The sequence below is a fragment of the Alteromonas sp. AWQ4_252 genome (assembly GCF_056158205.1).
In genome coordinates, this window is the sequence record NZ_JBSWSV010000001.1 from 2,526,363 (window position 1) to 2,551,613 (window position 25,251).

The 25,251-nt window shown below is 43.1% G+C and carries 15 protein-coding genes and 1 pseudogene; 10 read left to right on the top strand and 6 right to left on the bottom strand.

From position 1 onward, the window contains the following. Positions 1-451 precede the first annotated feature (451 nt). Entirely contained in the window at positions 452-2,881 is a 2,430-nt protein-coding gene (locus tag ACXACM_RS11255; RefSeq protein WP_474821782.1) for a TonB-dependent receptor, read from the top strand. Positions 2,882-2,986: 105 nt separating this feature from the next. Further along, entirely contained in the window at positions 2,987-4,759 is a 1,773-nt protein-coding gene (locus ACXACM_RS11260; RefSeq protein WP_474821784.1) for a sigma 54-interacting transcriptional regulator, read from the top strand. Positions 4,760-4,984: 225 nt separating this feature from the next. Here the strand turns inward: ACXACM_RS11260 and ACXACM_RS11265 are convergent, their stop codons facing one another. After that, a complete protein-coding gene (locus ACXACM_RS11265) occupies positions 4,985-5,896 on the bottom strand; it encodes a LysR family transcriptional regulator (protein WP_474821785.1) in 912 nt (303 codons plus the stop codon). 107 nt (positions 5,897-6,003) lie between these two features. Here ACXACM_RS11265 and ACXACM_RS11270 point away from each other — a divergent pair, with 107 nt between their 5' ends. Further along, complete coding sequence (locus tag ACXACM_RS11270; RefSeq protein ID WP_474821786.1) at positions 6,004-6,861, top strand: SDR family oxidoreductase; 858 nt, start codon at positions 6,004-6,006, stop codon at positions 6,859-6,861. A gap of 22 nt (positions 6,862-6,883) precedes the next feature. On the opposite strand, the gene ACXACM_RS11275 is transcribed toward ACXACM_RS11270, so the two are convergent. Then, complete coding sequence (locus tag ACXACM_RS11275; protein ID WP_474821788.1) at positions 6,884-7,558, bottom strand: hypothetical protein; 675 nt, start codon at positions 7,556-7,558, stop codon at positions 6,884-6,886. A 470-nt stretch (positions 7,559-8,028) separates the two neighbouring features. Here ACXACM_RS11275 and ACXACM_RS11280 point away from each other — a divergent pair, with 470 nt between their 5' ends. The 3 genes from ACXACM_RS11280 (at position 8,029) to ACXACM_RS11290 (ending at position 12,612) form a co-directional block, all read left to right on the top strand. Next, on the top strand, positions 8,029-8,907 hold the full coding sequence (locus ACXACM_RS11280) for a diguanylate cyclase (protein WP_474821790.1): 879 nt from the start codon (positions 8,029-8,031) through the stop codon (positions 8,905-8,907). A 61-nt stretch (positions 8,908-8,968) separates the two neighbouring features. Continuing rightward, positions 8,969-10,462: a methyl-accepting chemotaxis protein gene (locus ACXACM_RS11285; RefSeq protein ID WP_474821791.1), complete on the top strand. Its 1,494-nt coding sequence runs from the start codon at positions 8,969-8,971 to the stop codon at positions 10,460-10,462. A 239-nt stretch (positions 10,463-10,701) separates the two neighbouring features. Next, on the top strand, positions 10,702-12,612 hold the full coding sequence (locus ACXACM_RS11290) for a TonB-dependent receptor domain-containing protein (RefSeq protein ID WP_474821792.1): 1,911 nt from the start codon (positions 10,702-10,704) through the stop codon (positions 12,610-12,612). 198 nt (positions 12,613-12,810) lie between these two features. Here ACXACM_RS11290 and ACXACM_RS11295 read toward each other — a convergent pair whose 3' ends face one another. Continuing rightward, entirely contained in the window at positions 12,811-13,446 is a 636-nt protein-coding gene (locus tag ACXACM_RS11295) for a methyl-accepting chemotaxis protein (protein WP_474824319.1), read from the bottom strand. Positions 13,447-13,455: 9 nt separating this feature from the next. After that, positions 13,456-14,553, bottom strand: a pseudogene (locus ACXACM_RS11300) (PAS domain-containing protein); the annotation flags it as partial. Positions 14,554-14,809: 256 nt separating this feature from the next. Between ACXACM_RS11300 and ACXACM_RS11305 the strand changes: the two are divergent. Further along, positions 14,810-15,739 (top strand): bifunctional helix-turn-helix transcriptional regulator/GNAT family N-acetyltransferase, encoded by a 930-nt coding sequence (locus ACXACM_RS11305; RefSeq protein WP_474821794.1) that lies wholly within the window; start codon positions 14,810-14,812, stop codon positions 15,737-15,739. A 75-nt stretch (positions 15,740-15,814) separates the two neighbouring features. Here the strand turns inward: ACXACM_RS11305 and ACXACM_RS11310 are convergent, their stop codons facing one another. Then, positions 15,815-16,549: a dienelactone hydrolase family protein gene (locus ACXACM_RS11310; protein WP_474821795.1), complete on the bottom strand. Its 735-nt coding sequence runs from the start codon at positions 16,547-16,549 to the stop codon at positions 15,815-15,817. A gap of 647 nt (positions 16,550-17,196) precedes the next feature. On the opposite strand from ACXACM_RS11310, the gene ACXACM_RS11315 reads away from it, so the two are divergent. From ACXACM_RS11315 to ACXACM_RS11325, 3 genes are all read left to right on the top strand, one after another. Further along, complete coding sequence (locus ACXACM_RS11315) at positions 17,197-20,106, top strand: methyl-accepting chemotaxis protein (protein WP_474821796.1); 2,910 nt, start codon at positions 17,197-17,199, stop codon at positions 20,104-20,106. A 2-nt stretch (positions 20,107-20,108) separates the two neighbouring features. Then, a complete protein-coding gene (locus ACXACM_RS11320) occupies positions 20,109-20,939 on the top strand; it encodes a CheR family methyltransferase (RefSeq protein ID WP_474824321.1) in 831 nt (276 codons plus the stop codon). A 196-nt stretch (positions 20,940-21,135) separates the two neighbouring features. Further along, complete coding sequence (locus tag ACXACM_RS11325; RefSeq protein ID WP_474821798.1) at positions 21,136-21,396, top strand: hypothetical protein; 261 nt, start codon at positions 21,136-21,138, stop codon at positions 21,394-21,396. An 87-nt stretch (positions 21,397-21,483) separates the two neighbouring features. Here ACXACM_RS11325 and ACXACM_RS11330 read toward each other — a convergent pair whose 3' ends face one another. Next, positions 21,484-25,209: a TonB-dependent receptor gene (locus ACXACM_RS11330; protein ID WP_474821799.1), complete on the bottom strand. Its 3,726-nt coding sequence runs from the start codon at positions 25,207-25,209 to the stop codon at positions 21,484-21,486. Positions 25,210-25,251: the final 42 nt, after the last annotated feature.

Below are 25,251 nucleotides of genomic sequence, written 5' to 3' on the forward strand. Positions count from 1 at the left end.
CAAGTGGTTGATTTTAAGGCATCCGCAATTAGGTGCCTATTGCTTAGCTTTGGTTTACCAAATTAAACCGTTCAATCAAATGAATAAATTTAACTTGTTCTAACCTTTCGATTTGTTCATTTGATAAAAATGTGGCGAAGTGCTGTAAATCCGGTTTATTGAATTTGTTTACGCCTATTTTGGCAAAGTGCCGTCTCCTAAAGTCAATCGCATTTGAACCCTAGAAATATGATCAAATGATAAAGTGGTAGAAGTAAAAATTATCATATGAATAATTTCGGTAACTGCATTGGACAACATAAAAACAATAACTTCTGTGTAAAAATTTTATTTAATACAATTGGTTATGATTTAATTTAAAGCGTTGGTTCTTCTTTTGCTAAATACACAACTGATTAACAAGTTGGTAACACAATTAAACATATAATTAATGAAGAAATTGGAGAACACAATGCCTTTTAAGCTAAGCAAGCTATCCATGGGCGTCACCCTGTCACTATTTACCTCTGTTGCGGCTCTGCAACCTCATGTTGCTCAAGCACAAAACAACGAACCAGCTAAGACATCGTTAGAAGTAATCGAAGTTACTGCACAAAAGCGAACTGAGAATGTACAGGAGGTACCTATCACCATTTCAGCAATGTCAGCGGAAGGGTTGAAGAACAACGATATTTCTAACGTGACTGAAGTCTCTGCATATATACCTAATGTTGAAATGGATGCTACATCACCCTTTGCCGGCTCTTCCTCTGTATTGAGTGCTTTCATTCGCGGTATAGGCCAAAACGACTTTGCCTTCAATCTTGAACCTGGTGTGGGTTTGTACGTTGATGGGGTTTACTATGCAAGAACACTTGGTGCTGTAGTTGATACTTTGAATTTAGAGCGTATAGAGGTATTGAAAGGCCCACAAGGTACCTTGTTTGGCAGAAATACCATCGGTGGAGCTTTAAACATAGTAACAAGTCGTCCATCAGACTCATTTGGTTTTCGTGCAGAAGCAGTATTAGGTAGCTTCAATCGTCAGGACATCCGAGTTTCAGCGGATCTTCCAATTAATGAAGATTTACTTTCGCAAGTTTCGTTTTCTTCAAAGCGAAGAGATGGTTACCAAAAACGCATACCGTATCCAGGAAGTGAACTGTCTATTTCTGATACAGGAAAATTTAATACAATTGGTAACCAGCAGTCATACGGCGATGAAGCCGGAGCTGAAAACGCCATTAATGGCCGCTTTAAAGCGCTTTATACACCGAGTGATGATTTAACAGTAACCTTTTCGGCAGACTTTACCGACACCAATGAGAGCGCAGCGCCGTCTACTTTAATCTCTATTGATCCCGAGGCAAGCTTAGGTGCGCTATACAACACTTGTATTAGTTTAGATGTCGCCACGCTAGATGCGATTGGCTTAGGTGCGGCTTGTGGGCCCCGGGCAACCGTTGGAACGGCGCTTGCCGGTGCAAACGTAGACGATAACCCTTTTAACGACCGCCTGCCGATTGATGAAAGGTTCATCACTGGAAACCCTGATATCACCTATGCTTCAGGTAGTAACTTTAGCAAGCTATCAGCATGGGGTAGCGCATTAACCTTGGATTACCACCTAGGCGATGGTATGGCGTTGAAGTCAATTACTGCCTATCGAGAGTTAGAGTCAAGTTTTGGCGTTGACAATTCTGGTATGCCTATGGTGATGGTAGATACATCTTTCTTTATGGATCAAAGCCAATTCTCGCAAGAGTTGCAGCTAACTGGTGCGTCATTTGACGACAGGTTGGAGTGGGTAACTGGTTTATACTATTTCACAGAAGACGGCTCATTGATTGATACACCAGTGTTTGCTGAAGGCATGGTGCAGGTATACGGCCCCAACTATTTTGAGAATGAAGCTTTTGCTGCGTTTGTACATATGAACTATCGCTTCAATGAAAAGTGGGGGGCGACTCTAGGGGTGCGTTACACCGAAGAAGAGAAAACATTCGAAGGCAAGCAACAAGAACTGAATCAGTTCGGTATCAAAGTTGGTTTTCCTTCTGCGTTGTACCCAGATCAGACAGATCTAACACGCGTGTTCCCATTGGGCCTGCATGAACAAACGTTTGATGATACGTCAATTCACTTTGGTCTTCAGTACCATATCAGCGACGATGTAATGGCCTTTGGTTCGTATTCTCAGGGCTTTAAGTCAGGCGGCTGGACAACTCGTCTAACAGTACCTGAGCCAAGCGGCTTGCCACCTACATTTGAACCAGAAGAAGCGGATAGCTTTGAGTTAGGTATTAAGTCTCGTTTCTGGGATGGCTCTGCTCAGCTTAACGCTGCACTTTTCCACACGAAATATGACAACATTCAAGTGACGGTTAACCGTGGATTGTCTCCTTTTTTTGAAAATGCGGCGGGTGGTGAAATCAGTGGTTTAGAGTTAGAAGGGCAATTTATTTTAACCGAAGACCTTTATTTGAACGCATCGTATGGTTACATTGATGCAAAATACACTGAGCTTGCTGAAGGTGCTACGTTAACCCTCGACGATAAGTTTGTGAACACACCTGAAAACTCTGCAAGTATTGGCCTGCGCTACCACTATATGACTTCATCTGGTGCAGAATGGGTATTCTTGGGGGATTGGGCATTTAGATCAGAAACCGCAAATATCTCTGAGAATTCACCAGGAACCAACCAACCTTCTTATAGTATGTACAACGCGTCAGTGAAGTACATTTCAGAAGACGGAGATTGGGAACTTGCCTTGCGCGGTGACAATCTTACCGATGAAAGAGTCATCGTGACAGGTTTCCGCAACAACGATGTTGGTACTACGCAAGTGGTATACAACGCGCCAAGGACGTGGTCGCTTACATTCTCATTTCGCTACTAGTCCTACCTCAGAGTATCGCGGTTTTTCGCGATACTCTGGACAACTGTACCTCACCCACATAACATAAAGTTAACCATGTATTTACTCAATCGACGCAGGCCACACTTGGATAAAGCTGAATCTCCTTCTGAAAAAAGGGTACCACTCTCTGATTTGATTGATTCGAAAACTACCGATACCAAGAGCGCGTCTAGCCTGGTATCTGATGATTCGTCAAACCCAACCCTCAAAGCGTTAGCAAGCGGAATTTCTTTTTCGCCGGAAGATGGCCGTATATGGATGAACGAACAGCGAATGTTCCTTTTTCATGATAGTTCGTTTGGTAGTTTGCGAGAGCAGGTCATTAATGCATTAGGGTATGATGCGGCTAAACAGTTGTTCATGCGGTCTGGTTATACGTCGGGTTGTAGAGACGCTGATTTAGTCAGGCAACGTTGGCCAAACGCCGATCCGTCAGCCATATTTGAAGCCGGCCCTCAAATGCACTCGCTTGAGGGAGCTGTTCACGTTGAAACAGTACACATAGAATTTGATCGTGATAAAGGTACCTACAACGGAGAGTTTTACTGGCATAACAGTTGTGAATCTGAACAACACGTAAAAGCGTATGGCGTTAGCGCAGAGCCTGTGTGTTGGATGGAGCTGGGTTATGCGATGGGCTACGTAAGTTCGCTTTTAGGCACCTTAGTTATCTTCAGAGAAATGAAATGTCAGGGCATGGGACATGACAAATGTCGCGTGGTTGGCAAAAATGCGAATGCTTGGCCTAAAGCGTTGAGACAACTTGATTTTCAAATAGACAGTGGCGTAGACCTTTCGGTAAAAACACCCGCGCAATGCAAAGCAGAAACAAAAATTATGCCTTCGAGTTATGATCCAGAAGAAGGCGACAAAATGATTGGGGTATCTGCCGCTTTTGTAAAAGCGAGACAAGCACTTCAAAAAGTTGCTGGCACACGAGCTACTGTTTTACTTACCGGTGAGTCGGGCGTAGGCAAAGAGCTTTTTGCACACACACTTCACAAAAGTAGCAAACGCGCAGCAGCACCATTTGTTGCTTTTAACTGTGCCGCGATTCCAGAAAACCTGTTAGAGGCAGAATTGTTTGGCGTAGACAAAGGCGCGTTTACTGGAGCTAGCCAAAGTCGCGCAGGGCGTTTTGAACGCGCAGACGGAGGCACTCTTTTTCTGGACGAGTTGGGTACCTTGAGCCCGGCCGGGCAAAGTAAACTATTGCGCGCCTTGCAAGAACAGGAGATCGAACGTGTTGGGGGTACACAGGCTATAAAAGTGGACGTTCGTGTTGTTGCCGCCACTAATCTTGATTTACGAGAGGCGGTAAAACAGGGAGACTTTCGAGAAGATTTGTTTTTCCGGTTGAATGTGTTTCCAATTGCCATTCCAACATTAAAACAACGCAGGGATGATATTCCGTTACTGCTAGATTATTTTTTCCAAAAATTCTGTGCCTTACATGATAAGTCTTTACCAGGCATTACATTGCGAGCATCTCGTGCGCTATTCCATTATGACTTTCCTGGCAATATTCGGGAGATTCAAAATATTGTAGAGCGAGGGGTCATATGGGCGGAGCAGGGAGAACCTGTGGATTTGCACCATATGTTTCAAAAAGAAGAACTCCCTGAATTGAAGATTTTTTCGCTAGATGAAACGGGCTCTCTGGTTAACGCCAAAAATAGCGACATGAAAGTCTTAGAGAAACTTTCAGATATTCACGAAGGGGGCTTTTCGCTCGATAAGCTTGAAAAACAAATTATTTCTGAGGCTGTCGCGTCTGAAAAGGGTAACCTTTCTGCTGCTGCACGTCGTTTAGGTATTAGCAGAGCACAGTTGGCTTATCGTTTAAAAAAATCCTAATATCGCTATCAATTTTTGTTACGACCTGATAGCCCCGATTGTTGTAACCATCATTATTCAACGGTAGGTAAGGGAGGGTAATAAAGGTTGAGTGTTGCTCCATAACTGAAAAATGTTGCAAATATCTATAGAGTCAGTCTAGTTTTAAGTAAAGCTTTTCAGTGCGCAAACCTCATAAGTACAATATCGCAACAAGCAATGCCCGTTGCATAGCGCATTATACTGTTAAAAGGAAGCTTCATCGCTAAAGCGACAAGTCTCAACTAAATAGTCAATTAATACTCTGGTTCGGCTTGGCACATGCTTACGGGAAGGGTAAACCAACGTAAACAACAAGGTTTCGCTGCCAAGCGACGGAAAAATTCGTACGAGTTCCTTAGATGCGATTTCTTTTTGCACCGTTGAAGGTAACAGCGTCGAAATTCCTAACCCTGCTTTTACCATTTCTTGAGCTAAATGAGGGGAATTACACAGCTCGTAATGTTTGGGTGTAATGGCTATCGGTGTGTCATCTAGCATTAAGTAATGCATGGTTCGTGAATTTAACTGAGACAGCAAGATCCAGGTATGATTATTAAGTTCTGCAATAGTCTTAGGTTCACCATATTTCTTGAGATAATCTGGGCTAGCATATAAGGCGAATTGTTCTTGGTATAAGACCCTGCCGACCAGAGAATCGTCTTGTGGTAAGCCAATTCGAAGTGCAATATCAATATTCTGAGCGATTAGATCGAGTTTATCGTCACTGCTCACAATGTTTAAGTCTATTTCAGGATAGCGATGTTTGAATTCAGGCAGCAACGGTAATAAAAACTTGTGTGCAATGTCGTTGGTTACTGTTATTGATACTCTTCCTTTTGGCGTAGATTGACGCAGGCCTTCATCAATACCATGCAAAATCTCGTGGCATTTTTTCGCATGGGAAAATACTACATTTCCTTCGTCAGTAAGCATGAGCTGTCGAGTGGTTCTTTGCAGTAAACGCACGTCAAGAGATGCTTCTAAACCAGCCACTTGCTCGCTTACTCGAGAGCGACTGGAGCCTAAGCGGCGAGCAGCTTCCGCAAAGCTTCCAAACTCTACTACGCTGGCAAATACGGCGAGTGCCTTAAGATGTGAATAGTTAATTGTACTCATATTCGTGACAATTCGTTCTGTATGTGTCTACTTATCATAACAGTGTTTCACGCACATAATCACCTTTGTATTCAACCAATACTCATTTAATTGATAGAGGATAGATTATGATTGCAGTAACCGGCGCTAATGGACAATTAGGTCAAAAAGTTATTCAAACACTGCTTAATACAGAGAAGGCAAACACAATTGTTGCACTAGTGCGCAACCCTGATAACGCACATGCATTAAAGCAGTTGGGAGTAGTAGTACGGCAGGCCGACTACAATAAACCGGAAACGCTTGAGTCAGCTTTAGAGGGTGTCGAGAAGTTGTTGTTAATATCAGGTACGGAGTTTGGGAAACGCTTTGAGCAGCACAAAGCGGTAATAGATGCAGCTGTGGCACAAAACGTTAGCCTCATTGCTTATACCAGTTTGTTGAAAGCGGATACGTCTCCTTTGCTGTTAGCGCAAGAACATAAACAAACCGAGGCATATTTTAAAGATGTGTCAGCGCCTTTCGTGTTTCTACGAAATGGGTGGTACACGGAAAATTACACCGATAATGTAGACAGCGTGCTGCAGATGGGAGCGGTGGCAGGCGCTGCAAAGCAGGGAGTTTTGTCTACCGCTAGCCGACAAGATTATGCAGACGCCGCAGTGGCCGTTCTTCTATCATCGCAAAATCAAGCAGGCAAAATTTATGAGCTTGCTGGCGACACGGGCTTTACGCTAATGGAGTATGCTTCCACCCTATCTGAAATTACCGGCGAAGATATTGGTTTTTTAGACATGGATGAGAGCGCTTATAGAGAAGCACTCATTAAAGTTGGGCTGCCTGAAGGTATGGCAGCTGCGTTGGCAGATTCAGAGCATTATGCCGCCTCGGGGTGGCTCCGAGATAATAGCGGCACCTTATCATCGCTACTTGGTCGTCCAACTGAAACCCTGCGTGAAACACTCATTACAAAATTAAAACGCTAAGTAAAATACTGACTCTCGCGCATTAGTCTAAGCTAGATAATGACAATAATTTTGACTTTATCTCGGCTCTCAAGTGTGCGGGAGCATCAATTAAAACTTCCTCCATAAAACGAGGGTTTTGATAAAGAGCGATTATCTTGTTGTTCACTTTAGTCAACCACTTGCGGCTTTCTTCTGTGCGGTTGCATAGAATATGGCTACTCGTATAGGTTTCACTCCCTTCAATGTCATAAGCTCGAAGCTTTGCAATATTTTCATTTCTCAAAACTGAAGGAAACATTAACGCATAGTTAATTCTTCGGTGGCTGAGTATATCGAAAACGGGGTTGTCGGAATCACCCAATACAACATTAAATATTTGTTCGGTATTGATTTTTTTTATTTCGTTATCTAAAAAATCGCCATAACTGATACCATCTGCTAATAACAACAAACTATTTTTATCGGACGCCATCAGCTTTTCTAAACTGGAAATTTTTCCACTTTCGTTAAGCAGAGGCTTCTCCAAAACTTTATCTGAGCGCTTCTGATACAAATAAACTGAGGGAAGTATCGCAATAGGAAAAGAAAACAAGTAATCGTTTAATCTTTCTTCATTCTCTCTTGCAAATAATAGACAGGATGCTTCTTCTCGTTCATCTATATAAGACATTGCACGTGTAAAAGGCACTAATTGTAAATCATAGGTATCCACCATCAATCGCAGCAGACTTATATAACTATCGCCATGGGAAGAATTGCTTAGAAGTTTTGTTTTATGGCTGTAGTCACTGGAGTAGAGATAAACCTTTGAATATGAGGAAGAGCAGTACAAAAAAAGAATTAACGTAAGATAACCAGGCAATCTAATCAACGATTTAACCTCTCGTTAAAAAACAGCGTCATATTTGTTTTTCAAGTATACACTAGATAGTACCTAACATTTAGTCATAGGTAAGATTTTAAAAAACTAGAGCTAGAATGTAAGTCCCAATTTGAGCAGGGCCATAAACGCAGATCAAAATAAATATTGACCTTGTTTAATCCGGCACTATTGCAAAGAAGTACCACACAGTTTGAGCCTTCTGAGAAAAATAAAATACCCATCAAATGAAACCTAAAGATTTTTGCCAAAAAGCGCTAAATCCTTACTTTTGTACTATGCTTTTCAAATTGTGTTACTTTTGAGTGGAAGTTGGTTTTATGAAGTTATGGAGAAAGTTCTCTTTCCTGCAGCTTACTTATTTCCTTTTTGCTTTGCTTTCTTTTTCGCACGCGCAGACGGTGGTGGTGCCAAAAGTAGTAGGGGAGAAGGAGCAAATTCTGTACGATATTTTAGCGCTGGCATTAAGTAAAAGCGCGCCATCAATAAAATTGTCGACCCTTCCCGAAGTACTCAACGAGGCGCAATTGGTCAGTGAAGTCGAAGCTGAAAATCTTGACGTTATGTGGTCTGGCGGAGATAAAGAAAAAGACGAACGCCTTGAAGCAGTTCGCATTCCTGTTTTAAAAGGGTTGCTTGGGCATCGTATATTTCTTATTCGAAAAGAAGACAAGACGCGTTTTTCCACTATCAAAACCTTTGAAGACCTTTTGAAATTTGAGGCAGGGCAGGGACGTTTTTGGGGCGATACACAAATATTAATAAGTGCCGATATTCCCACGGTAACCACAATCAAATATAAAAACTTATTTCCAATGTTAGAAGGGGGAAGGTTTGATTATTTCCCAAGGGCGCTGCACGAACCATTTATTGAGGCTGCCAATCACAAGCATCTTGACCTTGTTGTAGATTCGAACGTAATGCTGGTTTATCCCTATGCCATGTACTTTTATGTGAATAAGAGTGAACAGCGTTTGCATGACCTTATTTACAGCGGCTTTGAGATGGCCATAGAAGACGGTAGTTACGACGAACTCTTTTTTAATAATTCCATGATTCAAGATGTATTGACCAAAGCAAACATTGCTGACCGAACTGTTTTTCGAGTGGAGAATCCTCATTTACACCCTGATACTCCGTTAGACAGAACGGAATTCTGGTTAGATATAAAAAAGTTACAGTAAGCACATTTTTGAGTACTTGAGTAAACCAGCCTATTCAATTGAGCTAATTTACGGAAAAACCATGCAATCAATAAAACAAAAATCCATGATCACACTTTCTTTCGTTTCATTAGCTGTAATGCTAGTAGTGTTTGGTCTTAGTTATATTGCAACCAGCCAGTATTTCGATGAGCAGTTAGAGAAAGATATGCGCGACACTAATCAAGCGCTGTCTATTGTTATGCAAGAACCTATATTTGCATACGATAATGAATTAACCCAAGACATCCTTTCATCTTTTGTGGCTTATCCTCATGTATTGCGAATAGAGGCCTTTGATCACCGGGGAAACCCGATTGCGAGTGCGGTAGATAAAGAGGCCAACGCTCAGCCGCACGATATCAGTAGAGCGAGGGTAGCGATAACATGGGAAGGAAAAAAAGACATAGGCCACCTTCAAGTTTCCTATCTACTAGATACTAATCACGCTCTGCTTTTCGCAGCTAAATGGATGTTTTTATTGATAGGGGTAATTTTGATTGCCGTCCTTGGCGGTACTAATTGGTTTGTATTATCGCGATATGTGCTATTACCGTTGAGCAAAGTGTCAGACGCGATGGCAGAAATCGCTCAAGGCGGAGGAGATCTAACCCGGCGTCTTAACATCCAATCAAATGATGAAGTCGGTGAGCTGGCAGATACCTTCGACAGGTTTGTAGCGAATCTACAGATATTGGTGAAAGGGATTGTTGAAAACGCAGAACGCCTCTCAGTATGTGCCGAAGAGATAAGAAAACACTCTGATAACAATGTGAATGAAACTCAGCTCCAGTTAACCGAAATTGAAGAGGTATCAGCTGCGTTAAGTCAAATGTCAAAGGTCACTGAAGAAGTGTCTCACAACGCCGTACAAACATCAGACAAAACTAAAAGCTGTAACGAGCTTGCAAGCTCGGGTAATCAGATAGTACAAAAAACCGTAGATGATATTCATAGCTTAGGTGAAAGTATTGGAGAGACCTCGACTAAAATTTCTGAGCTAAATGAAAAAAGTGAACTCATTAATACCGTACTTACAGTAATAAAAGGAATTGCAGAGCAAACAAACCTATTGGCATTGAATGCTGCCATAGAGGCTGCGAGAGCAGGCGAACAAGGTCGTGGATTTGCAGTGGTTGCCGATGAGGTCCGTGCACTTGCACAGCGCACTCAAGACTCTACAAAAGAAATTGAAGCGATTATAAACGATTTACAAGCTTCATCTGAAGACGCCAGCCAATTGATGTTCACCACTAAAGATAGGCTTGGTGCCACCATTGATGAGTCATCGCATGCTATCGCGGCTCTTGAAGATATAATAAAACATATACAAATTATCAATGATATGAACTCAGGTGTAGCGACAGCCACTGAAGAGCAAAGCGTGGTCACGACAAACGTAAATACCAAAGTGTCGTCAATTACTGATCTGACTATTGATGTAGCCAAAAATGCTAAATCTTCTACGATATTAACAGAGCAACTGAGCTCTTTGAGCAACCACATCCAGCAAGATTTAACGAGCTTCAAGGTTTAAGATTTCATGCCCTAATATACGGACAAATTCGTCAAAGAGGCATAATATGCCTAAAAGGAGTGTGTATGACCAAACGATGGAAGTACTCCTCAAAGTTCAAAACGCGATGCGATTTTACTTGCACAGCAGCCTGACGCCAGTTGTAGTCAAATTTCATAGAAGAATCAAAGCGAAATCTTACTTTACATTAAAATGATAACGATTATCATTAGTTCACTGTTTCTTTTAATCGATTAAGTATGCGTTTTTCACCCTCTTTATTGACAATTTCGCTGTGTACTTTATTTAGCTCAAATTTGTATGCCCAATCTGACGAACAAAACAAGGTTGAGAGCATCACTGTTACGGCCTCTGGCTTTGAGCAACTCTTGTCTCAAGCTCCCGCGTCAGTGAGCATCATTGATAGAAAACAACTGGCGCAGCGAGCTTACAAAGATATCACAGACGCCCTTCGAGACGTGCCCGGTGTAACTGTAACTGGTGGCGGATACCGCCAAGATATCAGCGTCCGGGGTTTGCCAGCCCAGTACACATCCATTCTTGTTGACGGAAAAAAGCAAACGGGAAGAGAGTCTCAGCCAAATGGCAGTGGCGGGTATGAACAAGATTGGTTGCCGCCACTGGACAGCATAGAACGTATTGAAATTGTGCGCGGGCCTATGTCTACTTTATATGGTTCAGACGCAATGGGTGGGGTAATCAACATCATCACCCGCAAAAACTTTAGAAAATGGAGTGGTAACCTTCGCGCAGAAACAAAAATTCAGGAAAATTCAGACAGTGGCTCAGACAGTCAGATTCAGCTGGCATTTTCCGGGCCGTTAATCGAGAATTTGTTGAGCATTACAGCCAGCGGCCTTTATCAAAAGCGAGAAGAAGACGATATTGAACGAGGCTACGCGGAAAAAGATCTAAGCAACATTCGTACAGCGTTTCACTTAACACCAAATACTACAGATACACTCACGTTTGAGTACATCTTCCAAGATCAGACACGTATATCCACACCCGGTAAGTCGTTGCCAGAGAGAAATTCCTTATCAGAGACTGAAAGCGAGAGACATTCATATGCACTGACTCACGAGGGAAAGTATGATGATGTGACTGCTCGAAGTTATATTCAGCAAGAGTCGGTTGAAAACATAGGGCGAGATATCACGATTGATAATCTGGTCTTTAATTCTCAATGGTCTTGGGCAGCTAGCGATAGCCACATGCTTACTGTTGGCACGGAGTTTCTTGAAGAGTCACTGGATGACTTTGATACAAACGGCGGCGAGGCGACCAATATTGAAAACAGTCAATGGTCTTTATATGGCGAAGATGAATGGCGTGTTAACGATAGTTTGGCCTTCACGCTAGGTATTCGTCTTGATGACAATGAACAGTTTAGCTCCCAAATTAGCCCTCGTGCGTACGCGGTGTATAACTTCAATGACAATTGGGTACTGAAAGGTGGTGTCTCTACTGGCTATCGTACACCTGAGCTTCGAGAAATGGCTGATGGATGGATTCAGGAAAGCCGTGGGGGAGATGTTTACGGTAACCCGGACTTATCACCCGAAACTACATTAAACAAAGAACTCGCGCTTTACTATTCTGGTGATGATGGCTTGGAGTACAGCATTACCGTGTTCCATAATGATTTCGATAATAAAATTGCCATCGCATCATGTGAACTATCAGTCTGTTTGGATGAAACGGATCGCTACAATATCAATATCGACGAAGCTGAATCGTACGGTGCAGAGTTCGCGGCAAAGTACAACGTTGGAAACTGGTCATTTAATGGTGCATACAGCTACACGCGTTCAGAACAAAAAACAGGTTCAAATGAAGGCCTACCTTTGGTTCAACAGCCTAAACATTTGTTTACGCTAAACACCACATATCGTCTATCTCAAGAACGCGAAATTTGGTCTAGATGGACAGTAAGAGGGGAAGAAACGGCGTTAACGTCAGTATCTTCACGTTCTATTTTATCCCCAGGGGTTGGTTTGTTTGACATAGGTTACAACACCAAGCTTACGCGCAATGTTAAATTGCAAACGGGGCTCTACAATGCATTTGATAAAACAATGCGGTACGAAGAGTTTGGGTACGTTGAAGACGGAAGAAGATTGTGGCTAGGGGTAAATTGGACGTTCTGAAAGCAGCGGGTATTGCATGAGCCACTGGCTTTTGTGCAAATAGTGTGCACTGGGTCAGACCTGATCTGACCTTAGCCCACTCCCAAACTGATGTACGTTGCCACATCGCCCAAACTTGTCGGTCAGACCGAGTCTGAGCTAGTACATCGAAACTTATCTTTGCCCTTTAGCTGTGATAGCTTCGTCTTCGGTTATTAACTAGCCATCAATCCGCTGAATCAGCTGAGCTAACTCGTCTATTTTCGAAACCGTAGCTTTCACGAGGTTATCAATTTCATTGGACGAAGATTTAGAATTGCCAGCCAATGTTCTGACCTCATCGGCAACAACGGCAAATCCTCTTCCCATTTCTCCTGCACGCGCAGCCTCAATAGCAGCATTTAATGCGAGCAAATTTGTTTGCTCTGAAATTGAGTTGATAGTGCCGACTATATTACTAATAGTCTGGCTGGTAACCAATAATTCTTGCATGGCTTCTTGTGTATCATTAACAGCCTGCTTACGTGACGATATATTTACGGCAAAGAAAACATAGCGGGTTATCTGTCCATTGAAATTTTTTAATGCGCTTACTCTGGCATCGAAGGCTAAATAGTTTTCGCCAACGTTTAGTTCGACGATTTTTGAAGCAAAACCCGAGGCCTCTAAGGTGGATTTGTCTTCCGCTGTTAAGCTATTCATTACTTCATTAGCGAACTCTTGAGAACTCGTTACATCTTTGAGTGTTTGAAGCAACAACTTATTTGCTTCAATGATTTTTCCATCTGGTTCCATTTCCATGAGAACCAGTGCACTGCCGATAGCCTTGAGTTTGTTGGTAAAGTCAAGCGCCATCTGTTTTACCCGGGTAATATCAGCTTGTACCGCGATAAAGTTAACTAGAACTCCCTCATTAAAAACTGGGTTTATCGACAGGGAGGTCCAATATGGCGTACCGTCCTTTTTATAATTAAGAATTTCATCGTAAAAAGCTTCTCGGTTTTTTAATTTCTGGCGAATGACACTTACTGTGCGCTGATCTGTTTCCTCACCTTGTAAAAATGAGCCGGGTTTTCTACCTCGGACTTCATCGAGCTTCCAGCCAGTCAAACGATAGAATCCATTGTTAACATATTCTATGAGGCCATCTGCATCAGATATAATAACGGCATTATCAGTTTCGTTTGCAACAAGGGAAAGCATTCTTTGTAACTCTCTTTGCTTCACTTCCTCGGTTACGTCTTTAATGAAAGCTGTGTATAGTGTCCTATCTGCCAGCCGAACCTTGGACAATGAAAGTCGTCCCCATAAACAATTGCCGTCTTTGCGTTCGATTTTTACTTCCCGGCTTGTTCCGACAATCTTGTCCTGACCCGTTTCCCTGTTAGCATTGACATAGTTATCGTGGTTGGCTTGAATTTCTTGGGGAACTAACATTTTTACATTTTGCCCAATAACTTCCTGTCTACTGTACCCCCAAAGATTTTCAGCAGAAGCATTAAATAAGGTGACATTATTATTCTCGTCGATACAAATTACGGCATCCAGAGCTTGTTCAAGTGTTTGTTCAACAATTTCTCGTGATTCACGTTCGTCAGTGACATCGCGAACGAAAGCTGTGTAGTGTTTTTTACCACCTACCATAACTTGAGATAACGCTAGTTGTACCCAGACACGCTCTCCACTCTTAGTTTCCAATTCTACTTCTCGTGAGCTGCCAACAATTTTATTTACGTTTGTTTTTCGGTGGCTGTTAACGTAAGTATCGTGATTAGATTGGTGCTCCTGAGGGACTAGCTTCTTTATGTTTTTACCAATTACTTCATTTGCAGAGTATCCCCATAAACGTTGAGCCGCATCGTTGTAAAATGTAACGTTGTTATTTTCGTCAATAGTGACTACCGCTAAAATTGACTGAGCGAGTGCCTGCTTATATGCATTTTCATTGGAAAAAAAATTCATAGTGCTACCTGATTTTAATCAATAGCTTTTTGTATAGATTAGGTCTCGAACTTTTTCCAATAATCTCGATTAAACTTAAGATTAGTTTTATTTTTGTCAGGGATTGATCCATTGCACAGCTTCCAGAAACGCTAATTTTTGCAGTCAGGGCCAGACTTTTTAAGCGAAATAACAAGTTTTAGTGAGCAGTTGAAATTCATTTGACTTTTTTCCTTAGGTTGCTAATTTATCCGTAACTGGTTACGGAGTTTGTTTTGTGAAGTCATTTAATGAATTAGGGCAAATCGCTTTAGGCACGGTCTTGCGTCAATTAGCAGCGCAAGTGTCTAAGGATGCAGAAAATACTTATGCGAAATTTGGATTTGCAATAGAGCCAAAATGGTTCCCAGTATTTTACGTACTCGCTTCTAAAGGTACAGATTCAGTGGTGAATATCGCCAAAGAGATAAACCATTCTCATGTTTCGGTGAGTAAAATCGTAAAAGAAATGAAAGCGCGGGACTTAATTGAAAGTTACAAGTCGAGCGAGGATTCAAGAGTTACACTGGTGGCGCTAAATAGCAAAGGGAAAGCGATGGTACCTCAGATGATAAAGCAATGTGATGCAATAGACGCAGCGATGCACGAGTTAAAAGATGAAACGGGTGTCGATTTATGGGAGGCGGTTAGTGTAGTCGAAAGACATCTTCGATATCGACCAATCAGCGCAAGAGTTGATGGAGAGTCGAGAGATATTAAAATTGTGGATTTTGCACCGAAATACCGCAAGGCGTTTAAATCACTCAACGTCGAGTGGATTAGTAAATATTGGGAGCTGGAAGAGCCCGACTTTAAAGCGCTGGATAGCCCTGAAAACTACATTCTGAATCAGTCGGGTGTTATCTTGATTGCTTTAGAGAAGGGGGAGCCAGTAGGCTGCTGTGCGCTTATCAAGCAAAACACCCACACGTTTGAATTAGCTAAAATGGCGGTATCACCGAAAGCCCAAGGCAAAGGGGTTGGCTTGCTATTAGGTCAAAGTATTATAGACAGGGCGCAGCGCATGGGGTTAAAACGGCTCTATCTAGAGAGTAACTCAGTTTTAGCTCCTGCTCTGAATTTATACCAAAAGTTAGGCTTTCAACACATCAAAGGCGCTTCATCGCCCTACGCAAGATGTGACGTGCAAATGGAACTACATTTATAACTGCGTGAGGTTTATCAAAAGTTGGAATAAAAAACCACGCTAGAAAACCGATGTGTTAGAGATAAGACCACTGTTTTATAAGCACCGGTGAAAAAAGTCTACAGCGTTGCGATACATTTGCAGCGCAAGGGCTGCATCATATCTGTCGCCTTCATCGCGCATAAATGCGTGTTGTGCGTTAACTTCTAACCAGGAAAAATTTACGCCTTTCTCTAACATTGTCTCATGAATTAACTTTCGCCCTTCCACTGGGACATGCGGGTCTTGTTTGCCAAAAACCATTACCATCTCACAATTGATGTTATGGGAAAGCGCAAGTGTTTGATTACCTTCGTCACAGGGTAAAGTATTGGAGTGAAGATCTGTCGCATAAAGACAAAATGCACCATGCACATTTGGGTTCAAGGCTGCTCTGAAAGCTAAGTGGCCGCCGATGCACACACCCATACTACCGACCCTGCCCGTACAAAACGATTGTGCTTTCAGATAGTTGACCATGACCTGATTGTCAGCGTCATAGTGTTCAAGTGGTTTGCTAAATTTGTCAGTATTGCCCTTATCTTTGCCTGCGTCATCGTAAGTTAACACTGTTCCTTCGGGGTTTAGCTCATGAAAGATTTCAGGGACAAGTACGACAAAACCGTGACCGGCAAGAATTTGCGCACTACGTACTATTGGAGCGGTCTGTTGGAAAATCTCGGAAAAAAAGATAATGGCTGGGTAACTTCCCCTCTCTTGCGGGCGATATACAGTAACCCGCATAGGGCCTGTTGGGGTATGAAGTGTTTCGTTTTGTCTTTGAATAATCATCAATTATCGTCTTAATGTTCCCAACGTCTTCGAGAGCTCATACTAGCAAACTAAATAGTTATCGTCATTATAGAAAAACTCGTGTATCGGGGGGACTTACTAAACTGCGATTTTTTCCCGTCACCTGTTAATCTGCGAACCCATAATCATGTCACATTACAAACCTGACAACAGAGTTTCACTCACCACCTCAATGACATATAAGCACTTAGTTGTGTCGCAAATGTCGCTAAAGCAATAAACTAAATAAAGTAATCAAAAGTATAATGGAGCTTATTGTAAACCGAGCCATACTTTTTTTAGGTTTTGTACGTTCGCTGATTTAGCAGGCATCAATTTGGGCGCTGTCATACGTTATTCAAAGCAGAAATCCCCGATAGGGTCCACAGAGTCGGGCGTTTTGTTGTGGATATTGGTAACCGCAGTTTGAATAACCGCTCATTGATTGACTTTCATTATTGATATTTCGGAAGTGCAAGGCCTCAACTGCGAATTAAGTAACACAGGGTGTCATTAGCGATAGTCCTTAAACTTTTTCAGGTAGTACAGGTTGCTGCCATGGGCGGTAAGCTGAATGTCTAAAGTAGCTTTTTTCAGAACACATAAGTTCGTCGTGGGGCGGGCAGCACAAAAAGGTAGGCTAAATCATGGGCGTATTTAACATTTTTAACAATGAAGAACTGGCAGCTACACAAAATCTTTCGCGCTTTCGTGAGAAAGCGTTAAATGAAAGTACGGCGTGTTTGATGTTAGTAGATATGAGCAATAATATTTCTTTTGCTAATAACGCATTTTCGAAGTTATTTGAGAAATATCAACAAGATTTTCAGTCTAGTCTGCCATCTATTAATTATAATAATTTAGTCGGCACTCCCATCACTGACTTTTTTTCCAAAACTCCCGAACTGGCCCACAGATATGCCAACTGCCATCAAAGAGATTCTTTTTTACTTCCTATCGGTAATTTGCTCTTTACACTCAGACTTACAACTATAAAAAGTGATGAAGATTATGAACTGGGTACATTAGTAGAGTGGGTTAACGACCAGGAATTGCAATATAAATCAGGGGTGTTGGACGGACTCGACCGTTGCCAGGCAATAATTACTTTTACACCCGATGGAATAGTTGAAGATGCCAATGACAACTTTTTAAAACTAACCGGCTATTCAAAACAGGAGGTTGTTGGGAAACACCACAGATTATTTGTCCTACCAGATTATGGGGTCTCACAAGAATACGGTGAATTTTGGAAAGCACTTAGACATGGTGAACGCTTCAGCGGCGAATTTTGTCGTGTAGCTAAAGATGGCGACAGATTTTGGATTCAAGCTTCCTACAACCCCGTCTACGACAAGCTCGGCAACATTGTTCGAGTGGTAAAATTCGCGACTGATATTACAGCGCAGAAACGTCAAAACGCAGATTTCGAAGGCCAGATAAACGCTATCAGCAAATCGTTAGCAGTTATAGAATTCGATTTAGATGGCATCATACAGCAGGCAAACGACAACTTTTGTGCTGTAACAGGTTATGATATCGACGATATTAAAGGTCAGCATCATAGCATGTTCGTAGAGCCTAATTACAAGATGAGTCCTGAATATGCCGCGTTCTGGCGAGATTTGAAAAAAGGCGAATTTAAATCAGGTGAATTCAAACGCGTAAGAAAAGATGGTAGCGAACTCTGGATCCAAGCGTCTTATAATCCAATATTTGATGAGTTTGGTCAGCCCTTCAAAGTTGTGAAGTACGCGTCAGATGTCACCGAGCAAAAGCTTAAAAATGCGTTTAACACCGGTCAGATTGACGCGATAAATAAATCTCAGGCGGTGATTGAATTCGACATGCATGGCAACATTATTACTGCGAACGACAATTTTCTCGCAACTGTAGGTTATGGATTGGACGAAATTCAAGGGAAACATCATCGTATTTTCGTCACTAAAAAAGAGCGAGAGGCAGAGCCTTACAAACTCTTTTGGAAACAACTAGCCGAAGGTCAGTTCTATTCTGGTGAGTTTCATCGCGTCGCAAAGGATGGTTCTGATATTTGGATTCAGGCAACCTACAACCCAATTATGGATGTAGCAGGTAAAGTTGTTAAGGTGGTTAAATACGCAAGCAACATTACCGAACAAAAAACGAAAAATGCCTATTTTGAAGGGCAGCTCGCTGCAATTGGGAAGTCCCAGGCAGTTATCGAGTTCAGTATGGATGGTATTATCCAGCACGCTAACGAAAACTTCCTGAAAACTGTTGGCTACACCTTGGAAGAAATCAAAGGCAAGCATCACAGTATTTTCGTCGATCCGGTCTACCGTGCTGGTCCTGAGTATGCCGCATTCTGGGATAGCCTGCGCGATGGCACTTATTCGTCGGGTGAGTTTCGCAGAGTGGGAAAAAACGGAAAAGAGGTGGTTATTCAAGCTTCTTATAATCCCATACTCGACCATAGCGGCAAGCCTTTCCGCGTGGTTAAATTTGCTACTGATATCACTGGACGAACGCAAGCTGTAGATGAAATTAAAAACGTGATGACTAAGCTAACTGAGGGGGACTTAACGGTCGAGATAGATCATGCACTCGACGGGGACTTTACTGTTCTTGGCGAAGCTATAAATCAGTTTATCAACGAATTGCGTGGCACGATTATAAATATTAATGAGGCTGTTGAAACCATCAATGTGGCATCAGGCGAAATTGCGACTGGTAACTCTGACTTGTCAAGCCGTACGGAGCAACAGGCTTCAAGTCTAGAAGAAACGGCGTCGAGTATGGAAGAGTTAACGGGGACTGTGAAGCTTAACGCGGAAAATGCCGAGCAAGCAAATAGTTTGGCAGCCCAAGCAACTCAGATTGCATCTCACGGTGGTGAAGTCATCGGAGAGGTTGTAAAAACCATGATGCAAATCAATGACTCAGCACAGGAAATCTCAGACATTATCGGTGTGATTGATGGTATTGCTTTTCAAACAAATATTTTGGCACTGAACGCAGCGGTAGAAGCAGCGCGCGCGGGTGAGCAAGGCCGGGGGTTCGCGGTCGTGGCTTCAGAAGTGCGAAACTTAGCTCAACGTTCTGCAGAGGCCGCAAAAGACATTAAAGAGTTAATTTCTGATTCTGTGAGCAAAATAGCCAGCGGTAACCAGTTAGTGGAGAAGTCTGGCGATACGATGGCGGAGGTTGTGACTGCCATCAAACGTGTAAATGATATTATGTCAGAAATAGCGGCTGCTTCAGGTGAACAGGCGTCAGGAATAGAGGAAGTCAGTAAAGCTGTTGTTCAGATGGATGAAATGACGCAACAAAACGCCGCCCTTGTCGAAGAGGCAGCAGCCGCTGCTGATAGTTTAAAGCAGCAATCAGCGCAGCTAAACGAGCGCGTTTCTGTATTTAATGTTGACGGTCGTGCCGTGAGAGAAGTGAAGCAAGTTGAGAGATTAACTCACCGCGAATTTCACAAGCCACGTGAAGTACCGGTATTAGAACGAGAACCAAAGTCAAACGCACTTAAGCCCGCAATGCCAGTTGAAAGTGAGTGGGAGTCATTTTAATGATGACTGCCGTTCAGAAGCTTGAGGGCACGAAGGAGTTCGCCTTTGAAAAGGCGGACTTCAAAAACGTGCAACAAATGCTGTTTGAAAAAGCGGGGATTAACCTCTCTGATGCAAAAGAAGCCATGGTATATAGCCGTCTTGCGAGACGCATACGAGCTCTCAATCTAAAAAGCTTTAGTGACTATCTTGTAGTGGTGAATAAGTCCGAGTCAGAATTGGAACAATTTATAAATGCATTGACCACAAATCTGACCTCGTTTTTCCGAGAGCCTCATCATTTTACCGCGCTAGCTAACTACCTGAGTAAAAATCCAAATGTATCTACCATTTGGTGTGCTGCGAGTTCGACTGGAGAAGAACCCTATTCTATTGCCATGATAGTAGCTGAAGCTTTTGGCACATTTGAAACGCCTGTAAAAATCATTGCGTCCGACATAGATAGCAAGGTACTGACTAAAGCAAAAGCGGGTGTCTATCCTTTAGCCTCTATTTCAAAAATACCATCATATCGGCAAAAACAATTTTTCCATAAGGGGAAGGGGGTAAATGAGGGAAAAGTTAAGGTGGTCGATGAATTGCGCCGAATGGTACAGTTTAAAAAGCTAAACCTCACAGACCAATCGTGGGATATCAAAGGGCCGCTAGATGTTATTTTTTGTCGTAACGTCATGATTTACTTTGATAAACCTACTCAGCTAAGTGTGTTACAGAAAATGGTGAATATGTTGAAACCGGGTGGCCTTTACATGGCGGGGCATTCTGAAAACTTCAATATGTACACTAATCTGGTGAGGCCGGTAGGCAAAACCATTTATCGTTCTGCCAATTAGGAGAATAAATAGAGCCGTGTAACTGCGATTTACCCCTTAGTTACTATGATAAGCATCTCTCTACTGACGCCGTTAATCTTTTGCCTGGTCAGTATTTTGTTACTGATCAGAACAAAATATTGCGTGCGTCCTCGGTTCTTGTGTTGCGGCTTGCCTATACGAGCCTATTTCTGGGGTTGGAGGTCTGAACCACTTCATGTTACCAGAGCAGAGTAAATTTGCCATTGGGATCGAGGATACACTTGACATCGCTGGAAAAAACCGCGTTTCTGCAATGTCGCTTCTAATTGATGAATTAGTCAGCACCGGTGCATCCAGAAAAAATATTCCCATTCTTGCAAGCGACTTACGTTATGATTACTCGCTCAAGGTATACCTCTTCCCCATCAAAGACAACGTGCTGCTGAAGCGTATACGCGAACCTAATGGCACCGACCATGGAAACTGTGAGCGTTAATCTGGGAACAGCCAGAAGAGTCGTACTACATAGGCAAGTGAGAATTAACGCAGCCACTTTAAAAGCGACTGCGTCATTATTGGTCAATTAAAAAGTATAGTTCACACCTACATAGAAACGACGGCCATTTGTCCATTCGTTTACTACGATGCGATTTAAACGATTCTCATAGTAAGGTTTCAACTCTTCAACCGATATACCGCTGGCTTCAGACAGGATTTGGAACGCTTCTTCGCCGGTGATTGAAGACTCGACAATTTCATTGCCGTTGTCATCTGTCGCCACCACGCGATTGCCGGTCGCCACACCATTTTCGTCAACTTCATCAATCCACTTCATTTTGTTTACCACGGGGTCGTTAACAATCTGAGATGTGTCGAGGTAATGAACGACATTTTCGTCAGTCAGGTTAATAACCGAGAAACTCGCCACCAGGTTATCCATAATTTGATAAGTGGCTTTGAAATCCAATTGCGACCGCGCATCAGTAAAGCGTATGCCTTCGCTGCTGCTTTGGTTGGCGAATTCGCTGCGGTAGTTATAAGACAAGCGCAAAGAGTAATTCTCATTTTCGAAGTAAACAGAGGCATTTAACGTATCTTTGGACTGACCAAACATGGGCTCACTCTGAGCGGTGGTTTTAGCCGTGAAACCGGTAACTTCAAAGTACTCTCGCTGTGATGGATCCGACTGATGGGTTTCTATGTCCGTCATATCGCCAATTTCGTACGCGAAGGTTGAGGTGACAAATTTCTGATCGGGCACATCCGTGTAGGTGTAGTTGATGAGGCCACCAAATCCGTTGCCGAAGTCATGTTGCAACTGCGCTTCAATGCCTTGCACTTTTTGTTCACCGGTATTGAAATATGAGCTGACCACGTAGTCACCAAATATAGGATAACCATTATTGTCCGTTCTGCCTTCATCACCTAAATAGTCAAGGTTTTGTACACGGGAGGTGGAGCGAACCATATTTTTAATGTCTTTTTGGAATGCTGTAACGGTGAATATTGACGATTTGTCAAAATACCATTCCACGCCTATTTCAGAATTTACGGATGAGTAGGAGCCCAGGTTAGGGTTACCTACTGAACCTCGACGCTGAGAGTCCATTGCCAACCGTTCTGCAAGACCTTCGTCAGTCAGATCCTGTTGCCTGCCATCGGTATACAAACGGCTTCTCTCTGTAACCAGGTAGAAATTGCTTCGCAGTTGATTAAGACTGGGGTGAGAGATATTCTTTGATGCCGCCCCACGAATAATGATTTCGTCCGTCAGGTTATACGAGATATTGAAACTTGGCAGGTAGTCCTTGGTGGAACTGGTCTGTTCCAAGGGCACGTATTGGTTAAACCCGGCAAGCTCTGCTATGTAGCCGGGGTCATTGGGATCCTGAGGGTAAGACAGCAATTGCCCGTTTTCGTCCTTCGCCACTTCGCGACCAATAGACTCACGGTCGGTATCTACGACACGAATACCCAAGTTACCTCTGATGCGATCTGTACTGAAATTTACCATAGCGTAATAGGCCAGCAACTCTTCAGTCACGTCATAGTAGTCGCCTGCTGATTCTGTGAGGCCGGACCGACAGCCGTAGTATAGATCGGAACCGGATGCTGCAATGGCATCTTCGCAAGCTCCCCGGTTTGGCGACCCTTCCGAATGTAACAGTAAGAAGTGGTCATTTAACAAAGTGTTGCGCTTAGCCTGATCAATGTCAAAGTATTCATTAGGGGTGTTATGGCCTGCGGTATCAAGCCCGCTCACTGTACCGCCCACAAGTTGATCTGCAAGGATCAGAGGAAATTCGCTGGTTTCGTTGGCATAGCCATGGAAGGTCGCGTTCTCAGTGAAGTAGCGCTCGGTACGGCGAATATCACGGTATTTTGCACCAAATTTTACGCTATCGATGTAAAAGTCGTTATCGAGCTCCCAGGTTATATCACCTTGAAAAAAGTTTTCCGAATTGTCACGGTAGCGGGCTGTGTTTCTCAATCCGCCGGTAAGCAAATAAAATTCGTTGGTAGGGGCCAACAGAAAGTTTTCAGCCCGTTGTTGTGCAGCGGCCAGTTCTTCGCCTGTTAACGATGGATCAGCTTCTAACCCCCAGTACACTTTCTCCGTTTCCGGGTTGTAGGCATAGCCAAGGTTAACACCTTCATAAGTCGGAATTTTTAGTGCCGCATCATCACCGGAGTAAGGTGTTTCATAGTCGCCATAACGGGTGGCAAGTGTTGTAGCCCTGTCGAGCACTGTGCTGTTCGCGGTAGTACGACCTACCTGCAGTTTAACGACAAAATCCTCGACCAGATAATCCATGGTTAGGTGGAATCTGTCTTGTTCAGTCTCAGAGCCACTGCGGTCGTTGGAATCCCTTCTTACCATCTCACCCCAGCGGGTATCACCTGCGTAGTAATTGTTTCCGTCCCATACCATACCGGCACCGCGCACCAGGTTTACGCCATCTACCGGGTAGGTTGCAGATAAAACGATATCTTGAACAGGGTCCATTACAAGGCGCGGGTCAATACCAGAAACTTCGTTGCTGTACAGCAATTGACTCATCCTGAACGTCTGCGCGTACAGGTTATCGTTTTTGTTGTCTCTGTCCGAAACATTGCGGTTTAACTCTAAGTTAAAGTTTAAATTATCTGTGGGTGCCCACTGTAAGTTAACTGTAGTATCTAGACGGCTTTCATCTGTTGAAAAGGCCGGAGAATAAACGTTGTTGCCGATATGTCGCGGCGAGGTTTGGCCAAGCCCACCAGTTCTGCGACTACCCCAGAACAAACCCCAGTCCGGGTCTATGTATGTCGGGTCCATCACTTCATCCAGTTGACCCCAGTTCTGTGTGCTGTTATTCCATACCCCCGAATTAGCAGGGTCGTCGGTTGGCCAGTATGAGTCGCCGTTGCCAGCTACCGCTTCTAAGTCGCCGTAAGTATAGCCGTTCATCGCCATGTGACGGGTAATGACAAGGTTGTGACCGTTCATGTGCCTGAGTTTGATATCATTGCTGTTACAGGCCTCAGTGGGGCATGAAATGGCGTTGGTTTGTTGAAACCCTGTACCTGACCCCAGGCCACCTGATTCAAATCCTGTACGAAATGCGTTACGTTGCTGCAGACTTACCGCAACAGAGGCACCAAATTTTTGATTGTCTGACACATAGTTATAAGCGGTAGAAATTTGTGGGGATGACTTTTCTGACGAATCATTGTATTCGCCCTCAACATTTAAGTAACCGTAGCCGTTCTCTTGCTCTAACGGTTTCTTGGTATGTAGAATGACCGTACCACCAATACCACCTGCATCCAAGTCTGCACGGGCTGACTTGTGCACTTCAATTTTTGATACTCGTTCTGAAGGTATGTTGGAAAAGTCAAACGCGTTACTTTCTGATTCACCGGGTAGGTACGATGCAGATTTTGCTGACTGCCCATTAACTAGTGTGTTGGTAAGTTCTGGCGATGTACCCCGGATAGATATTTTAGACCCCTCTCCAAATTGTCGTTCAATTTGAACACCTGCTATACGCTGCAGTGCTTCGGCCATGTTCTTGTCTGGATTTTTCGCGATATCTTCCGTATTGATTGAGTCGACGATGGAATCGGAAAATCGCTTGTTGTTGAGATTTTCACGCAACGAAGAGCGGATACCTGATACCTGAATGATTTCCAGATTTTCCGCTTCACTTAGCGATGTATTTTGAGTGGAATCTTGTGCTGCAAATACCACAGAGGTGTAGCCGGTACTGAGGATCAGTGCAGTACTCACTGCTATTGCGGTTTTCGAGTGTTGAATGGCTTTCATTTACGTTCCCTAGATTTTGTAATATTTCTATTTTCATGTCCT